Origin of the sequence: Corynebacterium sphenisci DSM 44792, from assembly GCF_001941505.1 — a bacterium.
Lineage (GTDB): Bacteria > Actinomycetota > Actinomycetes > Mycobacteriales > Mycobacteriaceae > Corynebacterium > Corynebacterium sphenisci.
Genome location: NZ_CP009248.1, coordinates 2,029,864 through 2,046,377, shown reverse-complemented (window position 1 = coordinate 2,046,377; position 16,514 = coordinate 2,029,864). Strand labels below are relative to the sequence as shown.

General features: G+C 74.3%; 12 protein-coding genes and 1 tRNA gene. 11 read left to right on the top strand and 2 right to left on the bottom strand.

All coding sequences use genetic code 11. The annotated features are described in order from the left end of the window. The first annotated feature begins 82 nt into the window (after positions 1–82). From sepX to CSPHI_RS09230, 3 genes are all read left to right on the top strand, one after another. Positions 83–1,231 carry a divisome protein SepX/GlpR gene (gene sepX, locus CSPHI_RS09240; protein WP_075692718.1) on the top strand — a complete coding sequence of 383 codons (1,149 nt, stop codon included), beginning with the start codon at positions 83–85 and terminating at the stop codon, positions 1,229–1,231. Between the two features lie 114 nt (positions 1,232–1,345). Then, positions 1,346–1,421 (top strand) — tRNA-Ala (locus CSPHI_RS09235). Positions 1,422–1,518: 97 nt separating this feature from the next. Continuing rightward, positions 1,519–1,950, top strand: a complete 432-nt coding sequence (locus tag CSPHI_RS09230; protein WP_075693979.1) for a DoxX family protein — start codon at positions 1,519–1,521, stop codon at positions 1,948–1,950. A 65-nt stretch (positions 1,951–2,015) separates the two neighbouring features. On the opposite strand, the gene CSPHI_RS09225 is transcribed toward CSPHI_RS09230, so the two are convergent. Next, positions 2,016–2,951 carry an SDR family NAD(P)-dependent oxidoreductase gene (locus CSPHI_RS09225; RefSeq protein WP_075692716.1) on the bottom strand — a complete coding sequence of 312 codons (936 nt, stop codon included), beginning with the start codon at positions 2,949–2,951 and terminating at the stop codon, positions 2,016–2,018. Positions 2,952–3,029: 78 nt separating this feature from the next. Between CSPHI_RS09225 and CSPHI_RS09220 the strand changes: the two genes are divergently transcribed. Both CSPHI_RS09220 and CSPHI_RS09215 read left to right on the top strand, forming a co-directional pair. After that, on the top strand, positions 3,030–3,434 hold the full coding sequence (locus CSPHI_RS09220; protein ID WP_075692715.1) for a DoxX family protein: 405 nt from the start codon (positions 3,030–3,032) through the stop codon (positions 3,432–3,434). Positions 3,435–3,443: 9 nt separating this feature from the next. Continuing rightward, the gene (locus CSPHI_RS09215) at positions 3,444–4,169 is read left to right on the top strand and encodes a zf-HC2 domain-containing protein (protein ID WP_075692713.1); all 726 of its coding nucleotides are present in this window, start codon (positions 3,444–3,446) and stop codon (positions 4,167–4,169) included. 10 nt (positions 4,170–4,179) lie between these two features. Here CSPHI_RS09215 and CSPHI_RS12700 read toward each other — a convergent pair whose 3' ends face one another. Further along, on the bottom strand, positions 4,180–5,871 hold the full coding sequence (locus tag CSPHI_RS12700) for a dolichyl-phosphate-mannose--protein mannosyltransferase (RefSeq protein WP_281248681.1): 1,692 nt from the start codon (positions 5,869–5,871) through the stop codon (positions 4,180–4,182). Between the two features lie 119 nt (positions 5,872–5,990). Here CSPHI_RS12700 and rsmI point away from each other — a divergent pair, with 119 nt between their 5' ends. The 6 genes from rsmI (at position 5,991) to CSPHI_RS09180 (ending at position 16,504) form a co-directional block, all read left to right on the top strand. Next, positions 5,991–6,899, top strand: coding sequence for a 16S rRNA (cytidine(1402)-2'-O)-methyltransferase (gene rsmI / locus CSPHI_RS09205; protein ID WP_075692711.1), 909 nt, complete (start codon positions 5,991–5,993; stop codon positions 6,897–6,899). Positions 6,900–7,045: 146 nt separating this feature from the next. Next, the gene (locus CSPHI_RS09200) at positions 7,046–8,770 is read left to right on the top strand and encodes a BCCT family transporter (protein WP_084210351.1); all 1,725 of its coding nucleotides are present in this window, start codon (positions 7,046–7,048) and stop codon (positions 8,768–8,770) included. Between the two features lie 88 nt (positions 8,771–8,858). Then, positions 8,859–10,577 carry a BCCT family transporter gene (locus CSPHI_RS09195; RefSeq protein WP_084210350.1) on the top strand — a complete coding sequence of 573 codons (1,719 nt, stop codon included), beginning with the start codon at positions 8,859–8,861 and terminating at the stop codon, positions 10,575–10,577. Positions 10,578–10,736: 159 nt separating this feature from the next. Further along, positions 10,737–12,443, top strand: a complete 1,707-nt coding sequence (locus CSPHI_RS09190; RefSeq protein WP_075692707.1) for a BCCT family transporter — start codon at positions 10,737–10,739, stop codon at positions 12,441–12,443. A gap of 320 nt (positions 12,444–12,763) precedes the next feature. Then, positions 12,764–14,479, top strand: coding sequence for a BCCT family transporter (locus tag CSPHI_RS09185; protein WP_157118525.1), 1,716 nt, complete (start codon positions 12,764–12,766; stop codon positions 14,477–14,479). 141 nt (positions 14,480–14,620) lie between these two features. Continuing rightward, complete coding sequence (locus CSPHI_RS09180) at positions 14,621–16,504, top strand: BCCT family transporter (RefSeq protein WP_075692705.1); 1,884 nt, start codon at positions 14,621–14,623, stop codon at positions 16,502–16,504. Positions 16,505–16,514 lie beyond the last annotated feature (10 nt).

The window sequence follows — 16,514 nt, the reverse complement described above, 5'->3', positions numbered from 1 at the left end:
GCCCCGGCGTTTAGGGTGGATCGTGACAGTGCTTCAGGTCGGGGAAGGGCCTGGTCGTCACGGCAACAGGAGGAGACCCCGCATGTCCAGTTCACTTCTCCTTGTGCTCATCGTCGTGGTGTGGGCCTTCGTGCTCGCGCCGCTGGTGGTGCGCAACAGGGAACCGATTCGGCGCACCTCGGAGGCGCTGGGCCGCACCCGGCTGCTGCACACCGGGGGCGAGCCGGTGGCCGCGCGCCGCCGGCCCCGGTTCAGCGCCGAGGAGGTCCGCCGCGGCGCGGACGCCGGGGCCGAGGACCTGGAGATGGTGCACGCCGAGGTCGAGGACCCCGCCGACGGGGTCGACGGGCTGCTCATCGACGACGTCGACGGGGACCCGGGCACCCCGGAGGTGATCGAGGGCGAGCTGGTGCTGGAGCTGGAGCCCGCCGCGGCCGAGGCCGGGGACGCCGCCGATGCGGAGCCCGCGGAACCGGCCCGCGCGGGCGGCTCCACCGCCGCCTCCGCGCTGCTCGCCGATGCGCCCGGCGACGCCGTCGCCGAGGTCGCCGAGGACGATGCCGCCGCCGAGGCGGAGGTGGGCCGGCTGGTCGAGGACGCCGACGAGCCCTATGACGACGACGCCCTGGTCGCCGCCGGCCTCGCCCCCGACCGGGGCGCCGCCCCGGACGCCGACGCGGCCCCGGAATCCGCCGCGGAGGACGCCGGCGCCGACGACCCCGCGGAGCCGATCGACGATGATCTGGCCGAGGAGTTCGACGCCGAGCTCACCGAGGAGGACATCGCCTACGCCCGCTCCCGGCGCGGCCGCGGCGGCTACGAGCCGGAGCGGGAGGACCGCTACGCGGAGACCCGGCACATCCGCCGCCGGCGCAGCGTGGTCGGCCTGGCGGCGCTCGCCGTGGTGCTCGCCGGCCTGGCCGGCTGGCTCGGCGGCTGGCTGGTCTGGGCGGCGGTCGCCGCCGCGGTGCTGCTGGTGGCCTACCTGGCCTCGCTGCGGCGCACCGTGGTCATGGAGCGCGAGCTGCGCGAGCGCCGGATCCGGATGATGAAGCGCCGCCGGCTGGGCGTGCGCACCAGCGCCGATGCGGAGCTGGGGGTGCCGGAGCGGCTGCTGCGGCCCGGCGCCATCGTCGTCGAGCTCGACGACGAGGACCCCGATTTCGCGGACCTGCCCTACGGCCACCTCGACGACCGCTGGGGCGACGACCGGCACCGGGTCGCCGGCTGAGGTCCGCCGCCGGCCGCGGCGCCCGCCCGACCGGGCGGTTTGGCCCCGCGGCGGCGGCGTTGCTAGGATGAGCGACGTCGCAATCGCGGTCCCCGCCGGGCCGCGGTTGCGTCCGGGGCTATAGCGCAGTTGGTAGCGCGTCTCGTTCGCATCGAGAAGGTCAGGGGTTCGATTCCCCTTAGCTCCACCACCGGCCACGACCCCCGCCCGCCAGGGCGGGGGTCGTGGGCGTTCCGGGGGCGGGGAAAGGGTTCCGCCGGCGCCCGGTGAGGCGTAACGTCATGATGATGAACAGGCAAACCTCACAGGACGTGGCCCTCCTCATCCTCCGGCTGGGCCTCGGGATCGTCTTCGTCGCCCACGGGTGGCACAAGCTCTTCTTCACCGGCCCGGAGGCCCTCGGCGGGATGTTCGCCAAGTCCGGGGTGCCGCTGGCGGAGGCCTCCGCGTGGTTCACCGCGGTCGGCGAGCTGGTCTGCGGGGTGGCCCTGCTCATCGGGCTGCTCACCCGGATCGCCGCCGGGGTGCTGCTGTTCATCATGGTGGGCGCCTACGTCTTCGTGCACGCCGGCACCCCGCTGGTCACCGACGAGGGCGGCGCCCAGCTGGTCGTGGTGATCATCGCCGCGCTGGTGGTGCCGCTGCTCATGGGCCCCGGCCGGATCTCCCTGCACCACCTGATCCGCTCCGCGCGCACCCCCGCCCCCGCTAAGGCCTGAGCCCCGCCCGACCCCCGGCCCCCGCCAGATGGCGGGGGCCGTCGCCGTGCCCGGCGGCCCCTCCTTCAGCCCGCCGGCGGCGCCGGGCGGGCGCGGAGCCGCCGGCGGTACCGGGCCATGCCCCGCCGGCCCAGCGGCTCCAGCAGGGTCAGCGCCGCCGGCAGCACCGGCGGGTGCAGCATCGCCACCCGGGCGGCGAGGCCCTCCACCCGGCCCGGGTAGACCTCGGCCACCGGCCGGCCGGCGATCGCGGCGCCCACCGCGCCCAGGATCCGCCCCGCGACGTCGGCGGGGGTGGCCGGGTCGCCGAGGAACTGCAGCGCATTGCCGCCGCCGGCGGCCTCCGCGGCGAGCATCGGGGTGTCCACCGCCCCGGGCAGCACCGAGGTCACCGCCACCCCCTCGGCGCGCAGCTCCATGGCCAGGGAGAGCAGCGCCCCGCGCAGCCCGAACTTGGAGGCGGCGTAGATCGCCTGGCCGGGCATCGGCATGACCCCGCCGAGGGAGCAGAGCACCACCACCTGGGCCCGGGGCGGGCGCCGGCGGCGGGGCCCGCGCCGGGTCGGGTGCGCCCCGGCCAGCCGGCCGGCGCGCAGTGCGGGCAGCGCGGCGGAGATGAGGTGCAGCGGGGAGTGCAGGTTCAGGTGCAGCTCATCGGCGACGTCCCCCGGATCCCGCTCGGCGAAGGGCTCCAGGGACACCCGGCCGGCGGCGTGCACGAGCAGGTCGATCCGGCCATGCGCGGCGGCCACCCGGTCCACCAGGGCCGCGGCCCCGGCGGCGTCCCCGGCCCGGGCGGCGACCTGGGTGATCCGGCCCGACCCGGGGGCCGGCGCGGCCGGGGCCGGCGGGACCGCCGGCAGATCCGCGGCGATCACCTCGGCCCCGGCGGCGGCCAGGGCGGCGGTCACCGCGGCGCCGATGCCGCCGCGGGCGCCGACCACCAGCGCCACCCGACCCCGCAGATCCGGTGGGGTGCGGCGGGCGCGGATGATGTTCATGCCCTGAACGTATCCGATGCGCCGCGGGGCCGGGCGGCCTCGCCCGGGGCGGGGGCGACGCGCGGTAGCATGACCGCCATGGACCGACCCGCCGTACGCGATGCAGCGCTGCTGATCCTCCGCCTGGTGCTGGGGATCATCTTCGTCGCGCACGGGTTCGACAAGGTCTTCGGCGTCGGCGTGGATGCCACCGTGGGCTACTTCGTCGCCGCCGGGATCCCGCAGGCGAAGCTCACCGTGTGGCTGGTCGCCGTGGTGGAGATGGTCTGCGGGGCGCTGCTCATCCTCGGCCTGCTCGCCCCCGCGGTGGCCGGGGTGCTGCTCATCGAGATGGCCGGCGCCTTCTGGTTCGTGCACCTGGGCCACGGCCTCTTCGTCGCCGACGGCGGCGCCGAGCTGGTGCTCGCCCTCATCGCCGGCCTGGTCGTGGTGGTCGCCTTCGGCGCCGGCCGGGCCAGCCTCGACCGGGCCTTCACCCGGTAGGCGGCGGCCGTGGATTGCGAGGCGGTGCGCGCCGCCCTGTCCGCCCGCCTGGACGGGGAGGACGCCCCCGGCGAGGATGACGTCGTCGACGCCCACCTCGACGCCTGCGCCGACTGCCGCGGCTGGTTCGAGAAGGCCGTGGCGGTGAACCGCTCCCTGCTCATGGGCCCGGCCGCGGAACCGCCCGGGGTGGATTTCGCGGAGCTCTCCGAGCGGATCCTCACCACCGTGGAACCGCAGCGCCGCCGCCGGGAGCGGGCCTGGCGGCTGGTCGCCGGCGCCGCCCGCGGGGTGCTCATCGCCTTCGGCCTGGCCTACGTGGTGTGGGGCATCGGCGATCTCGTCGCCGCGGGGCGGCTGCTCGGCGGGGCCGCCGGCGCCGCCGTGGAGGATCCCGGCGCGGGCTACGCGGTGGACGCGGCGGCGCTGCGCCTGGCCCTGGCCGCGGGGCTGTTCTGGGCGGCGTGGCGGCCGCAGGTGGCCGCGGCGATGGCCCCGGTCTACGGGGCGGCGGCGATGTTCTCCGCCGGCTTCGCCACCCGGGCGCTGGTGCTCGGCGCCGCGGATGCCGCGGATCTGGTGCGGCTGGCGCTGATGTTCGCCACCGCCGGGGTGCTCACCGTGGTGTGGTTGGGCGGCTACACCCCGCGGGCGATCGCCGAGGCGTGGCGGGCCGCCGCCGGGCTGCCGGTCGCCGGGGTGCCGCCCCGGCCCGGGGCCGGCCCGGGCCGCTGAGGCCCCGCGCTCAGCGCCAGGAGGGCAGCCAGAAGCGCAGCCCGGCGGAGGCCTCCGGCAGCGCCAGCCCGGCCAGGATCGGGTACCAGAAGGCGAAGGCGGCCACCACCAGGGCCAGGTACAGGGCGACCAGGCCCAGGCCCACCCGGCGGCCGCGGACCCGCCAACCGGCGAGATCGGCGGCCGCGGTGGCGAAGGCCAGGATCCCGAAGGGGATGAGCGCGGTGGCGTAGAAGAAGTACATCTGCCGGTCCTGGGCCACCGCCCAGGGCAGCCAGGAGGCCACCGCCCCGGTCACCGGCAGCGCCAGCCGGCGGTCCAGGCGCCGGATCAGCCGCCATGCCGCCCAGGCCAGCACCGGGGTGAGCAGCCACCAGATCGGCGGGGTGCCGAAGAGCATCTGCCGGGCGGTGCAGCGCATCCCCTCGGCGCAGTCGCCCTCGCTGGAGTAGTAGAGCATCGGCCGGCCCGCCCACAGCCACTGCCAGGGCTTCGACTCCCAGGGGTGGTGGTGGCCCCCGGAGGTGGTCAGCGAGGCGTGGAACTCCAGCACCCCGCGCTGGTAGTGCAGGAAATTGCGGATCGGCTCCGGCCAGCCGGCCGCGGCGGCGAACCCCGGTTCGGCCTGGTCGGCGGGCAGGTGCCGGTACACCGAGGTCTCCTGGGCGAACCAGGAGCGCCAGGACATGAGGTAGGTCCCCAGCGGCACCGCCACCAGGTGGCCCAGCGCCGGGAGGGTGTCCCGGCGCAGGGCGCCGAGCACCGGGTGCGCCGCCCCGGCCCGGCGCCGGTCCGCGAGATCGGTGAACACGCTCCACAGCCCGAAGGCCGCCATGTAGTACAGCCCGGACCATTTCACGCCCAGGGCCAGGCCGAGGGCCACCCCGGCGGCGAAGCGCCACCAGCGCCAGGGAAGCCGGGGGCCGAAGGCGGCGTCGGCGGCGGCGGCCGCGCCGGCCGGTCCCGCCGCGGCGGCGGCCTCGCGCCCCCGCGCCCAGTCGGCGAGCCGGCGGGCCTGCCGATCCCGGTCCACCAGCAGCGCCCAGGCCGCGGCGAGGATGAACAGGGTCTGGATCATGTCCAGCATGCCCACCCGGGAGCCGACGAAGAGCACCCCGTCGCAGATGCCGAGCACCCCGGCGGCGACCATCGCGACCCGGGAGCCGGTGAGCCGGCGGGCGGCGTCGACCAGCAGCAGCACCACCGCCACCCCGGCCAGGGCGGACATCACCCGCCAGCCGGCGGGGCCGTAGCCGAGCAGCCATTCCCCGATGGCGAGCACCCGCTTGGCCACCGGCGGGTGCACCACCAGGCCGAATCCGGGGTTGTCCTCGATGCCGCCGCCGGCGATCCCGGCGAGGGTGCCCCGGGTGGAGCGCAGCATCTGCCAGGCCTGCGGCACGTAGTGCTTCTCGTCGAACACCGGGGTGCCGTGGTCGGTGGGCCGGGTCAGCCCGGTCAGCCGGGTCAGCGCGGCGAGCAGCCCGAGCACGGTGAGGATCACCCGGTCCAGGCGGGTCAGCGGCACCGGCTCCCGGGGGCCCCGGGGGGCGGCGGGCAGCCGGTGCGCGCCCCCGCGGCGGCGCCGGCGCCACCGGCCGCGCAGCCGGGCAAGGGCGCCGCGCCGGCCGGGCCGCGCCGGGCGGGCGGCGGCCGGTGCGGCGGCGGCGGGGTCCTCGCGGGTCGGGGGCTCGGGGCTCACCCGGTCGAGTCTAGGGCCTGCGCGGCGCCGGCCCGCCCCGGTCGCGCCGGGCGGGGGCCGCCCCGGGTGACCCCGGCCGCCGGGCGCGGGGCCGCGGCTGCGGGGGATAGGCTGGCCGCATGCCCGATCGCCCCGCCCGCCCCGCCCGCCCCCGGCATCCGCTGCGTCCCGGGATCACCCTGGCCGCCACCCCGCTGGGCAATGCCGGCGACGCCGGGGAGCGGCTGCGCGATGCGCTGGCGGATGCGGACCTGATCGCCGCCGAGGACACCCGGCGCACCCGGGCGCTGGCCGCCGCCCTGGAGGTGCCGATCCGCGCCCGGGTGGTGTCCAATTTCGACCACAACGAGGACGGCCGCGCCGCGGAGCTCGTCGACGCGGCCCGGGCCGGGGCGAAGGTGCTGGTGGTCAGCGACGCCGGGATGCCGGTGGTCTCGGACCCGGGCCTGGGCGTGGTCGCCGCCGCGCATGCCGCCGGGGTGCCGGTGACCTGCCTGCCCGGGCCCTCGGCGGTGACCGCGGCGCTGGCGCTGTCCGGGCTGGGGGTGGGCCGGTTCATCTTCGACGGCTTCGCCCCGCGCAAGGCCGGGCCCCGCCGGGCCTGGCTGGAGTCGCTGCGCGGCGAACGCCGGGCGGTGTGCTTCTTCGAGTCCCCGCACCGGATCGCGGCCACCCTCGCCGACGCCGCGGAGGTGCTCGGCGCGGAGCGGCGGGCGGCGGTGGCCCGGGAGCTGACCAAGACCCATGAGGAGGTCCGCCGCGGCGGCCTCGGCGAGCTCGCGGACTGGGCCGCCGGCGGGCTGCGCGGGGAGATCACGGTGGTGCTCGACGGGGCGGGGGAGGCCCCGGCGGCGGATCCGGCGGAGCTGGTCGCCGCCGTGGAGCGGCGGGCCGCGTCCGGGGTGCGGCTGAAGCAGGCCTGCCGGGAGGTCCTCGCCGCCCACCCGGGGTCCGGGGTGCGCCCCCGGGAGCTCTACGAGGAGGTGCTGCGGGCCCGATCCGGCGGCGCCGGGGAGGCTCCCGGATAATTGTTATGAACCTGTGATGTTTTGCCGTCGAAGGCGCGATCTACCTGCCGCTATCGGCGTTCACCAACTGCACGAAAACGAAAAGGCGCAGCGTACGGGCCTGCCCCGATTTGAAAAGCCCCCCGCACCCCGGTCACCCTGTTCGCATGACTGACTCGACTCCTTCCGGGGCCGGCGCGCCCGGGGCCGACCCCGAGGCCCTCGCGCCCGTCGCCACCGAGCACATGCCCGCGCCACCGGCCGAGGACGATTCCGCGCCGATCGACTGGAAGGTCGCCGGCCCCGCCGGGGTGCTGCTGCTCGCCGTCGTCGCCTGGGGGCTCATCGCCCCGGAATCCTTCTCCGGCTTCGCCGGCTCCGCGCTGGACTCCGTGGTCGCCGACTTCGGCTGGCTGTTCGTGCTCGCCGGCACCGTGTTCGTCTTCTTCATCATCGCCATCGCGGTGTCCAAGTTCGGGCATATCCGCCTCGGCCAGGACGATGAGGAGCCCGAGTTCACCACGCCCAGCTGGATCGCGATGATGTTCGCCGCCGGGATGGGCATCGGCCTGCTGTTCTACGGCGTCGCCGAACCGCTCAGCCACTACCGCACCCCGGTGCCCGGCCACGGCGAGCACGAGGTGGGCACCGCCCTGGCCACCACCATGTTCCACTGGACGCTGCACCCCTGGTCGCTCTACGCCATCGTGGGCCTGGCGATCGCCTACGGCACCTTCCGGCTGGGCCGCAAGCAGCTCATCTCCGCGGCCTTCATCCCGCTCATCGGCGCCAAGCGCGCCGAGGGCCCGCTGGGCCGGGTGATCGACATCCTGGCCATCTTCGCCACCGTCTTCGGCACCGCCGCCTCCCTGGGCATCGGCGTGCTGCAGATCGCCGCGGGGCTGGGCAAGACCGGGATCCTGGCCAACCCGGGCACCTGGACCCTGGTCGGCATCATCGTCGTCCTCGGCGCCGCCTTCCTGGTCTCCGCCCTGTCCGGGGTGAGCAAGGGCATCCAGTACATCTCCAACTTCAACATGGTCGCCGCGCTCATCCTGGCGGTGTTCGTGCTGATCGTCGGCCCCACCGTGGCCATCCTCAACACCATCCCCACCGCGATGGGCTCCTACCTGGACCAGTTCTTCCAGATGGCCTCGCGCACCGCCAGCTCCGCCAACGCCTCCGCCGGGGACTGGCTGGCCGGCTGGACCATCTTCTACTGGGCCTGGTGGGTGTCCTGGTCGCCCTTCGTGGGCATGTTCATCGCCCGGATCTCCCGGGGCCGGACCATCCGCGAGTTCGTCTTCACCGTGGTGCTGGTGCCCTCCCTGGTCTCCCTGGTCTGGTTCGCCATCTTCGGCGGCTCCGCCATCGACCTGGAGCAGGCCGGCGAGTCCATCTGGGGCGACGGGACCGCGGAGAACCAGCTCTTCGATCTGCTGGCCACCATGCCCGCCGGCAAGGTCGCCGCGATCATCGCGATGGTGCTGCTGGCCACCTTCTTCATCACCTCCGCGGACTCCGCCTCCACGGTGATGGGCACCATGAGCCAGTCCGGCCGGCTCACCGCCGCCAAGCCGGTGACCGCCTTCTGGGGCGTGACCACCGCCACCATCGCCGTGGTGCTGCTGGTCTCCGGCGGCGAGGACGCGCTGAACAACCTGCAGAACGTCACCATCCTCGCCGCCAGCCCCTTCCTGATCATCATCATCGCCCTGATGTTCGCCATCGTGCGCGGCCTCGGCGATGACCCGATGTACCTCGACGAGAAGGAGAAGCGCCGCTTCGCGCTCAAGCTCGCCCGGGAACGCCGGATGGCCGAGCACGAGGCGCGCAAGAACGCCGGGCGGTCCCGCGGCCACGGCCGCGGGCGCGCCGGCGCCCGGGACTAGGCCCCGGAGACGGGACCGGCACCAGCACCGCCGGCGCCGCGGCCCGCCCCGCATCCGGGGCGGGCGGCGCCGGGAAAGGACGACCCCCATGCAGCAGCACGACGACAGCGCCGACCGCCGCCCCGGCGGGGACGCCGCCGGCGGCCCGCTGGCCGCCGAGGCCGCCGCGGTGGACCCGATCGGCCGCGGCGAACCCGTCGCCGCCCCCGAGGCGGTCGCCGACGAGGGCGCCCCCGGCGGGGTGGACCTCAAGGTCGCCGGCCCCGCCCTGGCCGCCGTGATCGGGATCGTGATCTGGGGCCTGGCCGATCAGGAGGGCTTCGCCGCGGTCACCGGGGCGGCGCTGGGCTGGATCCTGGACAACCTGGGCTGGCTCTTCGCCACCATCGCCACCGCCATCGTGGTGTTCGTGATCGCCCTGGGCTTCTCCCGCTACGGGGCGATCCGGCTCGGCGGCGACGAGGAGCGCCCCGAGTTCTCCACCCCGGCCTGGATCGCGATGATGTTCGCCGCCGGGATGGGCATTGGCCTGCTGTTCTACGGCGCCTACGAGCCGCTCAACCACTACCGCAACGCGCCCCCCGGGGTCGCCGGGGAGGACGTCTCCGCGGCCTTCGCGCACGCCCTGCTGCACTGGACCCTGCACCCGTGGTCCATGTACGCCATCGTGGGCCTGGCGATCGCCTACGGCACCTTCCGGCTGGGCCGGCCCCAGCTCATCTCCGCGGCCTTCATCCCGCTCATCGGCGCGAAACGCGCCGCCGGCCCGCTGGGCCGGACGATCGACGTGCTCGCGGTGTTCTCCACCGTCTTCGGCACCGCCGCCTCGCTGGCGGTCGGCGCCACCCAGATCGGCGCCGGGATGGAGTTCACCGGCTTGGTCGGCTCCGCCGGCACCGGGCTCTTCGTCACCGTGGTGGTGGTGCTCGGCGTGGCCTACCTGGCCTCGGCGATGTCCGGGGTGGGCCGCGGTATCCGCTGGCTGTCCAACATCAACATGGTGCTCGCCTCGGTGCTCGCCCTGTTCGTGCTGCTGCTCGGGCCCACCGTGGCCGCCCTGGACGCGCTGCCCATGGCGGTGGGCTCCTACCTGGACCAGCTGCCCCGGATGGCCTTCCGCACCGCCGCGAACCAGGACGGCAGCGCCGGGGAGTGGCTGAGCTCCTGGACCCTGTTCTGGTGGGCCTGGTGGATCTCCTGGTCGCCCTTCGTGGGCATGTTCCTGGCCCGGATCTCCCGGGGCCGGACCATCCGGGAGTTCCTCGCCGGGGTGATCCTGGTGCCCTCGGTGGTCTCCGCGGCCTGGTTCGCCATCTTCGGCGGCTCCGCGATCCACCTGGAGCGGGACGGCCGCGGCATCTGGGGCGACGGCACCCCGGAGTTCATCCTCTTCCGGCTGCTCGACCAGCTGCCCTTCGCGGCGGCGGCCTCCGGGGTGGCGATGGTGCTGCTCGGCACCTTCTTCATCACCTCCGCGGATTCGGCCTCCACGGTGATGGCCACGATGAGCCAGTACGGGCGCACCACCCCCTCGCCGTGGCTGTCCGCCATCTGGGGCACCATGACCGGGCTGGTCGCGGTGCTCTTCCTGGTCACCGGCGGGGAGGACACCCTCACCGCGCTGCAGACCATCCTGATCGTGGCCGGTTCGCCCTTCCTGCTGGTCGCCGCGGGCCTGGCCGTCTCGGTGGCCGCCGGGGTGGCCAAGGACCCGCTCTACCTCGACGAGCGGGAGCGGCGCAGATTCGCGCTCCGGCTCGCCCGGGAGCGCCGGATCAGCCGCGACGAGGCCGCCGCGCTCGGCTGAGCCGGCGCCTGCCCCACCCGCTCGACCCGCGTCACCCGCCCCACCCGCGGCAGCCGCCGCACCAGCCCGCCTGCTCGACCCGCTCGACCGCGTCCGGCGACCGCCGGATGCGCCATCCCGCCCGCGGCGCCCGCCGCGAGCCGGCGGAAGGAACCGACCATGACCGAGGCGTCGCACGCCTCCGCATCCGGCGCCGCGCAGGCGCTGCCCGAGACCCTGCAGGCCCCCGGACCCGCCCCGGACGACGACAGCTCGGGGGTGGACCTGCGGGTCACCCTCCCGGCGCTGGCGCTGATCATCGGCATCGTGGTGTGGGGGCTCACCGCCCCGGCCGGGTTCACCGCCGTCGCCGGCGCCGCCCTGGACTGGATCCTCACCGACCTGGGCTGGTTGTTCGCCCTGGTCGCCACCGGGATCGTCGCCTTCGTGATCGCCCTGGGCTTCTCCGGCTACGGCCGGATCAAGCTCGGCGCCGATGAGGAGGAGCCGGAGTTCTCCACCCCGGAATGGCTGGCCATGATGTTCGCCGCCGGGATGGGCATCGGGCTGCTGTTCTACGGCACCTACGAGCCGCTGCAGCACTACATGAGCCCGCCCCCGGGCCGCCCCGAGCGCGATGCCGCCGGCGCCTTCGCGCACGCCCTGCTGCACTGGACCCTGCACCCCTGGGCGATGTACGCCATCGTCGGCCTGGCGATCGGCTACTCCACCTTCCGGATGGGCCGGCGCCAGCTCATCTCCTCCGCCTTCGTGCCGCTCATCGGCGCCCGCCGCGCCGCCGGCCCGATCGGCCGGGTGATCGACGTGCTCGCGGTGTTCTCCACCGTCTTCGGCACCGCCGCCTCCCTGGCCGTCGGCGCCACCCAGATCGGGGCGGGGCTGACCTACATCGGGCTCATCGACGGCGCCTCCACCGGGCTCTACCTCGGCGTGGTCGTGGTGCTCGGGGTGTGCTACCTGGCCTCGGCGATGTCCGGGGTGGGCCGCGGCATCCGCTGGCTGTCCAACGGCAACATGGTGCTCGCCGGGATCCTGGCGGGCTTCCTCATCATCTTCGGGCCCACCGTCGCCGCCCTGGACTCCATCCCGGTGGCGCTGGGCTCCTACCTCGACCAGCTGCCCCGGATGTCCTTCCGCACCGCCGCGAACCAGGACGGCGGGGCGGGGGAGTGGCTCTCCGCCTGGACCCTGTTCTACTGGGCCTGGTGGGTGTCCTGGACCCCCTTCGTGGGCATGTTCCTGGCCCGGATCTCCAGGGGCCGCACCATCCGGGAGTTCATCGGCGGGGTGCTCGTGGTGCCCACCGTGGTCTCCGCGGTCTGGTTCGCCATCTTCGGCGGCTCCGCGATCCACCTGGAGCGCAACGGCGAATCGGTGTGGGGCGACGGCTCCCCGGAGGGGATCCTGTTCCGGATGCTGGGCCATCTGCCGGCGGCGACCATCGCCTCCGCGGTGGCGATGATCCTGCTGGCCACCTTCTTCATCACCTCCGCGGACTCCGCCTCCACGGTGATGGGCACGATGAGCCAGGGCGGCCGGGTCACCCCGGCGCCGTGGATGTCCGCCATCTGGGGGTCGATGACCGGCCTGGTCGCGGTGCTCTTCCTGGTCACCGGCGGGGAGGACACGCTGTCGGCGCTGCAGACCATCCTGGTGGTCTCCGGCACCCCCTTCCTCATCGTCGCCGCGCTGCTGGTGGTCTCCGTGGCCAAGGGCATCGCCGCCGACCCGCTCTTCCTCGACGAGCGGGAGCGCCGCCGGCATGAGCGGCGCCTGGCCCGGGAGCGCTTCCTGGTCGGCGACCCCGAGGCGCCGGGGGACCCCGCCGGGGCCGCGGCGGCCGAGGGGGCGGGCCGCCGGCCCTGATCCCCGCGGCCCGCGGCCGCGGCCGCCCGGACGGGCGCGGCGATCGTCGATCGCGCCCGGACGCACCCGGATCCGGGGGCGAATCCCGGGCGGCCCCCGGGGGCCCGCCGGGGCCCGGATCGGCCCCGGATCCGGGCCCCGGCCCCCGGATCGGGGCGTCCGAATCCGGTGGTCGAGGTTCACCCATAAGGGGGCAATGCACCCCCGGCGCTGCGGGCATTGCTCTATTGTTATTCCCGGTTTTCTTTGTCAAGTAAACGTCCGGCAGCGCACCCGCACCGCGGGAACGGGCTCCGGGCCCGCCGACGGAAAGTGGAAAAGTGAATAGTCCCGTAACCCGATCCGCCCATCATGACGACGCCACCGGGGTCCCCGACGACCCCGTCGCCACGACGAGCGCGCTGGCCAGGATCGACTTCGGCGTGGCCGTGCCCGCCCTGCTGCTCATCCTCGGCATCGCCGCCTGGGCCATGTTCGGCCGGGATTCCTTCGACGTCGCCTCGACCTCCTCCTTTTCCTGGCTGGTCAATGACATGGGCTGGGCCTTCATCCTCATGGCGACGGTGTTCTTCTTCGTCATGTTCGGCATCGCCTTCTCCCGCTACGGGCACATCAAGCTCGGCCGGGATGATGAGAAGCCGGAGTTCTCCACGCCCTCCTGGGTGGCCATGATGTTCGCCGCCGGGATGGGCATCGGCCTGCTGTTCTACGGCCCCTACGAGCCGCTCTACCACTACCGGGAGGGCGTACCCGGCCACGCCAAGCACGAGGTGGGCACCGCCTTCGCGACCACCCTGCTGCACTGGGGCCCGGTGGCCTGGGCCACCTACGCCATCGTCGGGGTGACCATCGCCTACGGCACCTTCCGGCTGGGCCGGCCGCAGCTCATCTCCGCCGCCTGCATCCCGCTCATCGGGGAGCGCCGCGCCAACGGCTGGCTGGGCAAGCTCATCGACATCGCCGCCATCTTCGTCACCGTCTTTGGCACCGCCATGTCCCTGGGCCTGGGCGCCGGCCAGATCGCGGCCGGCCTCACCGCGGTGGGCTGGATCGACGGCACCACGGTCACCGTGATGCTCGGCGCCATCGGGGTGCTCGCCGTGGCCTACCTGGCCTCGGCGATGTCCGGGGTGGCCCGCGGCGTGCAGTGGCTGTCCAACACCAATATGCTGCTCGCCGGCGCGGTGGCGGTGTTCATCCTCGTCTTCGGGCCCACCGTGGCGATCCTCAACACCATCCCCACCGCCGCCGGGTCCTTCCTGGACCAGGCCTTCGAGATGCTCGGCCGCTCCGCCGGCAGCGTGGACGGCACCGCCGGGGAGTGGATGGGCTCCTGGACCATCTTCTACTGGGCCTGGTGGGTGTCCTGGACGCCCTTCGTGGGCATGTTCCTGGCCCGGATCTCCCGGGGCCGGACCATCCGCGAGTTCACCGTCGGCATCGTGATCGTGCCCACCGTGCTGGTGCTGGTCTGGTTCGCCATCTTCGGCGGCACCACCATCCAGATGGAGCGCTCCGGCGACTCCGTGTGGGGCGACGGCTCCCCGGAGGCGATGCTGTTCAACATGCTCGGCGAACTGCCCTTCCCCGGGGTGGTCTCGGTCATCGTGGTGGTGCTGCTGGCCACCTTCTTCATCACTACCGCGGACAGCGCCTCCACCGTGATGGGCACCATGAGCCAGCGCGGCCGGGTCAACCCCACGCCCTGGGTCACCGGCATCTGGGGGCTGATGACCACCATCATCGCCTCGGTGCTGCTGCTCTCCGGCGGCACCGACATCCTCAACTCGCTGCAGACCATCATCATCGTTGCCGGCGCCCCCTTCCTGCTGGTGGTCATCGCCCTGATGCTCTCCCTGGCCGTCGCGGTGCAGGAGGACCCGATGTTCCTGGAGGAGAAGGAGGCCCGCAAGGCCTACGTGCGGCTGCTGCGCGAGCAGCGCAACCGGGAGCGCCGCGGGGTGATCGACGACTCCGCGCACTCCGGGTCGATCACCGCCGACGCCCCCGAGGATCTGGCGAAGAAGTGGGGCTGAGGCCCCCGCCCGCCCCGGGGCCCCGGGGCGGGGAGCTTAGCCCGCTAAAATGACATCGGGCGGGCGGGGCGCCACCCCGCCGGCCCGGAGCATCGCAGAACCCCGGCCGCCGGCCCCGCCGCCGCGGCCCGAAAGGACCCCATGGCCAACCCCGATGACCCGAACCGCGCCGGAGGCCCCGGCGGGCCCGGCGCCGGCGACGAGCGCTGGACCCAGGAGGAGGCCGCCGCCATCGCCGACCGCGCCGACCGGGCGGCCGAGGACGCCGAGGGGGAGGACCCGCCGGCCCCGGCCGGCACCCCGGATCGCGCCGAGGCCGCCGCGCTGCTCGCCGAGGGCCGCGACGCCTCCGGCCGACCCACCGGCATCGTCGACTACGCCGTCGCCGCCCCGGCGCTGATCGTGATCCTCGCGATCGCGATCTGGGCGATCGCCTCGCCGGCCAGCTTCGACCGGGTCTCCACCGCCGCCTTCCAGTGGCTGATCACCGACCTCGGCTGGATCTTCGTGCTCGCCGCCAGCCTGTTCTTCTTCGCCATGGTGGGCCTCGCGATCAGCCGGCACGGGCACATCAAGCTCGGCCGGGACGATGAGAAGCCGGAGTTCTCCACCACGTCCTGGGTGGCCATGATGTTCGCCGCCGGGATGGGCATCGGCCTGCTGTTCTACGGCCCCTACGAGCCGCTCTCGCACTACCTCAACGGGGTACCGGAGCATCAGCCCCGGGAGGTCGGCACCGCCTTCGCCACCACCATGCTGCACTTCGGCCCGGTGGCCTGGGCCACCTACGCCGTGGTCGGCTGCGCCATCGCCTACGGCACCTTCCGGCTGGGCCGGCCGCAGCTCATCTCCGCCGCCTGCATCCCGCTCATCGGCCCCCGCCGGGCCCGCGGGCTGCTCGGCAAGCTCATCGACATCGCCGCCATCTTCGCCACCGTCTTCGGCACCGCCATGTCCCTGGGCCTGGGCTCGGCGCAGATCTCCGCGGGCCTGGCCGCGGTCGGCTGGATCGACGCGCCCACCATCACCTCCATGCTGTGGGTGATCGGGGTGCTGTCCATCGGCTACCTCGCCTCGGCGATGTCCGGGGTGGCCCGCGGGGTGCAGTGGCTGTCCAACCTCAACATGTCCATGGCCGGGCTGCTGCTGGTGTTCCTGCTCATCGCCGGGCCGACGGTGGCGATCCTCAACCTGCTGCCGCTGTCCGTGGGCTCCTTCTTCGACCAGCTGCCGGAGATGCTCTCCCGCACCGCGGGCGACGATGACGGCAAGGCCGGCCAGTGGCTGTCCAACTGGACCATCTTTTACTGGGTGTGGTGGGTGTCCTGGACCCCCTTCGTGGGCATGTTCCTGGCCCGGATCTCCCGGGGCCGCACCATCCGCGAATTCGTCGGCGGGATCGTGCTGGTGCCCAGCGTGCTCACCCTGCTCTGGTTCGCGGTCTTCGGCGGCAACGCGATCACCCTGGAACGGGAGGGCCGCTCCATCTGGGGCGACGGCACCCCGGAGAAGATGCTCTTCGCCATGCTGGACCGGCTGCCGCTGACCGGCATCTCCTCGGTGCTGGCGATCGTCCTGCTGGGCACCTTCTTCATCACCACCGCGGACAGCGCCTCCACGGTGATGGGCACCATGAGCCAGCGCGGCCGGGTCAACCCCACCCCGTGGGTCACCGGCGTCTGGGGGCTGATGACCACCCTCATCGCGGTGGCCATCCTGCTCTCCGGCGGCACCGACGTGATGGATTCGCTGCAGGTCATCATCATCGTCGCCGGGTCGCCCTTCCTCTTCGTGGTGGTGGCGCTGCTGGTCTCGCTGTGGCGCGGGGTGACCACCGACCCGGCGCACCTGGAGGACCGCAAGGCCCGCTTCGCCTACGCCCGGCTGGCCCGGGAGCAGCGCATCCGGGCCCGCCGGGGGGAGGGCGGCATGGACGCGGCGGCGAAGTCCATCACCCGCGACCGGGTGATCCCGGAACCGGAGGACAACCCCGGCCCGGCGCCGGCGAAACCCCCGATCCGCTAGGTCCCCCGCC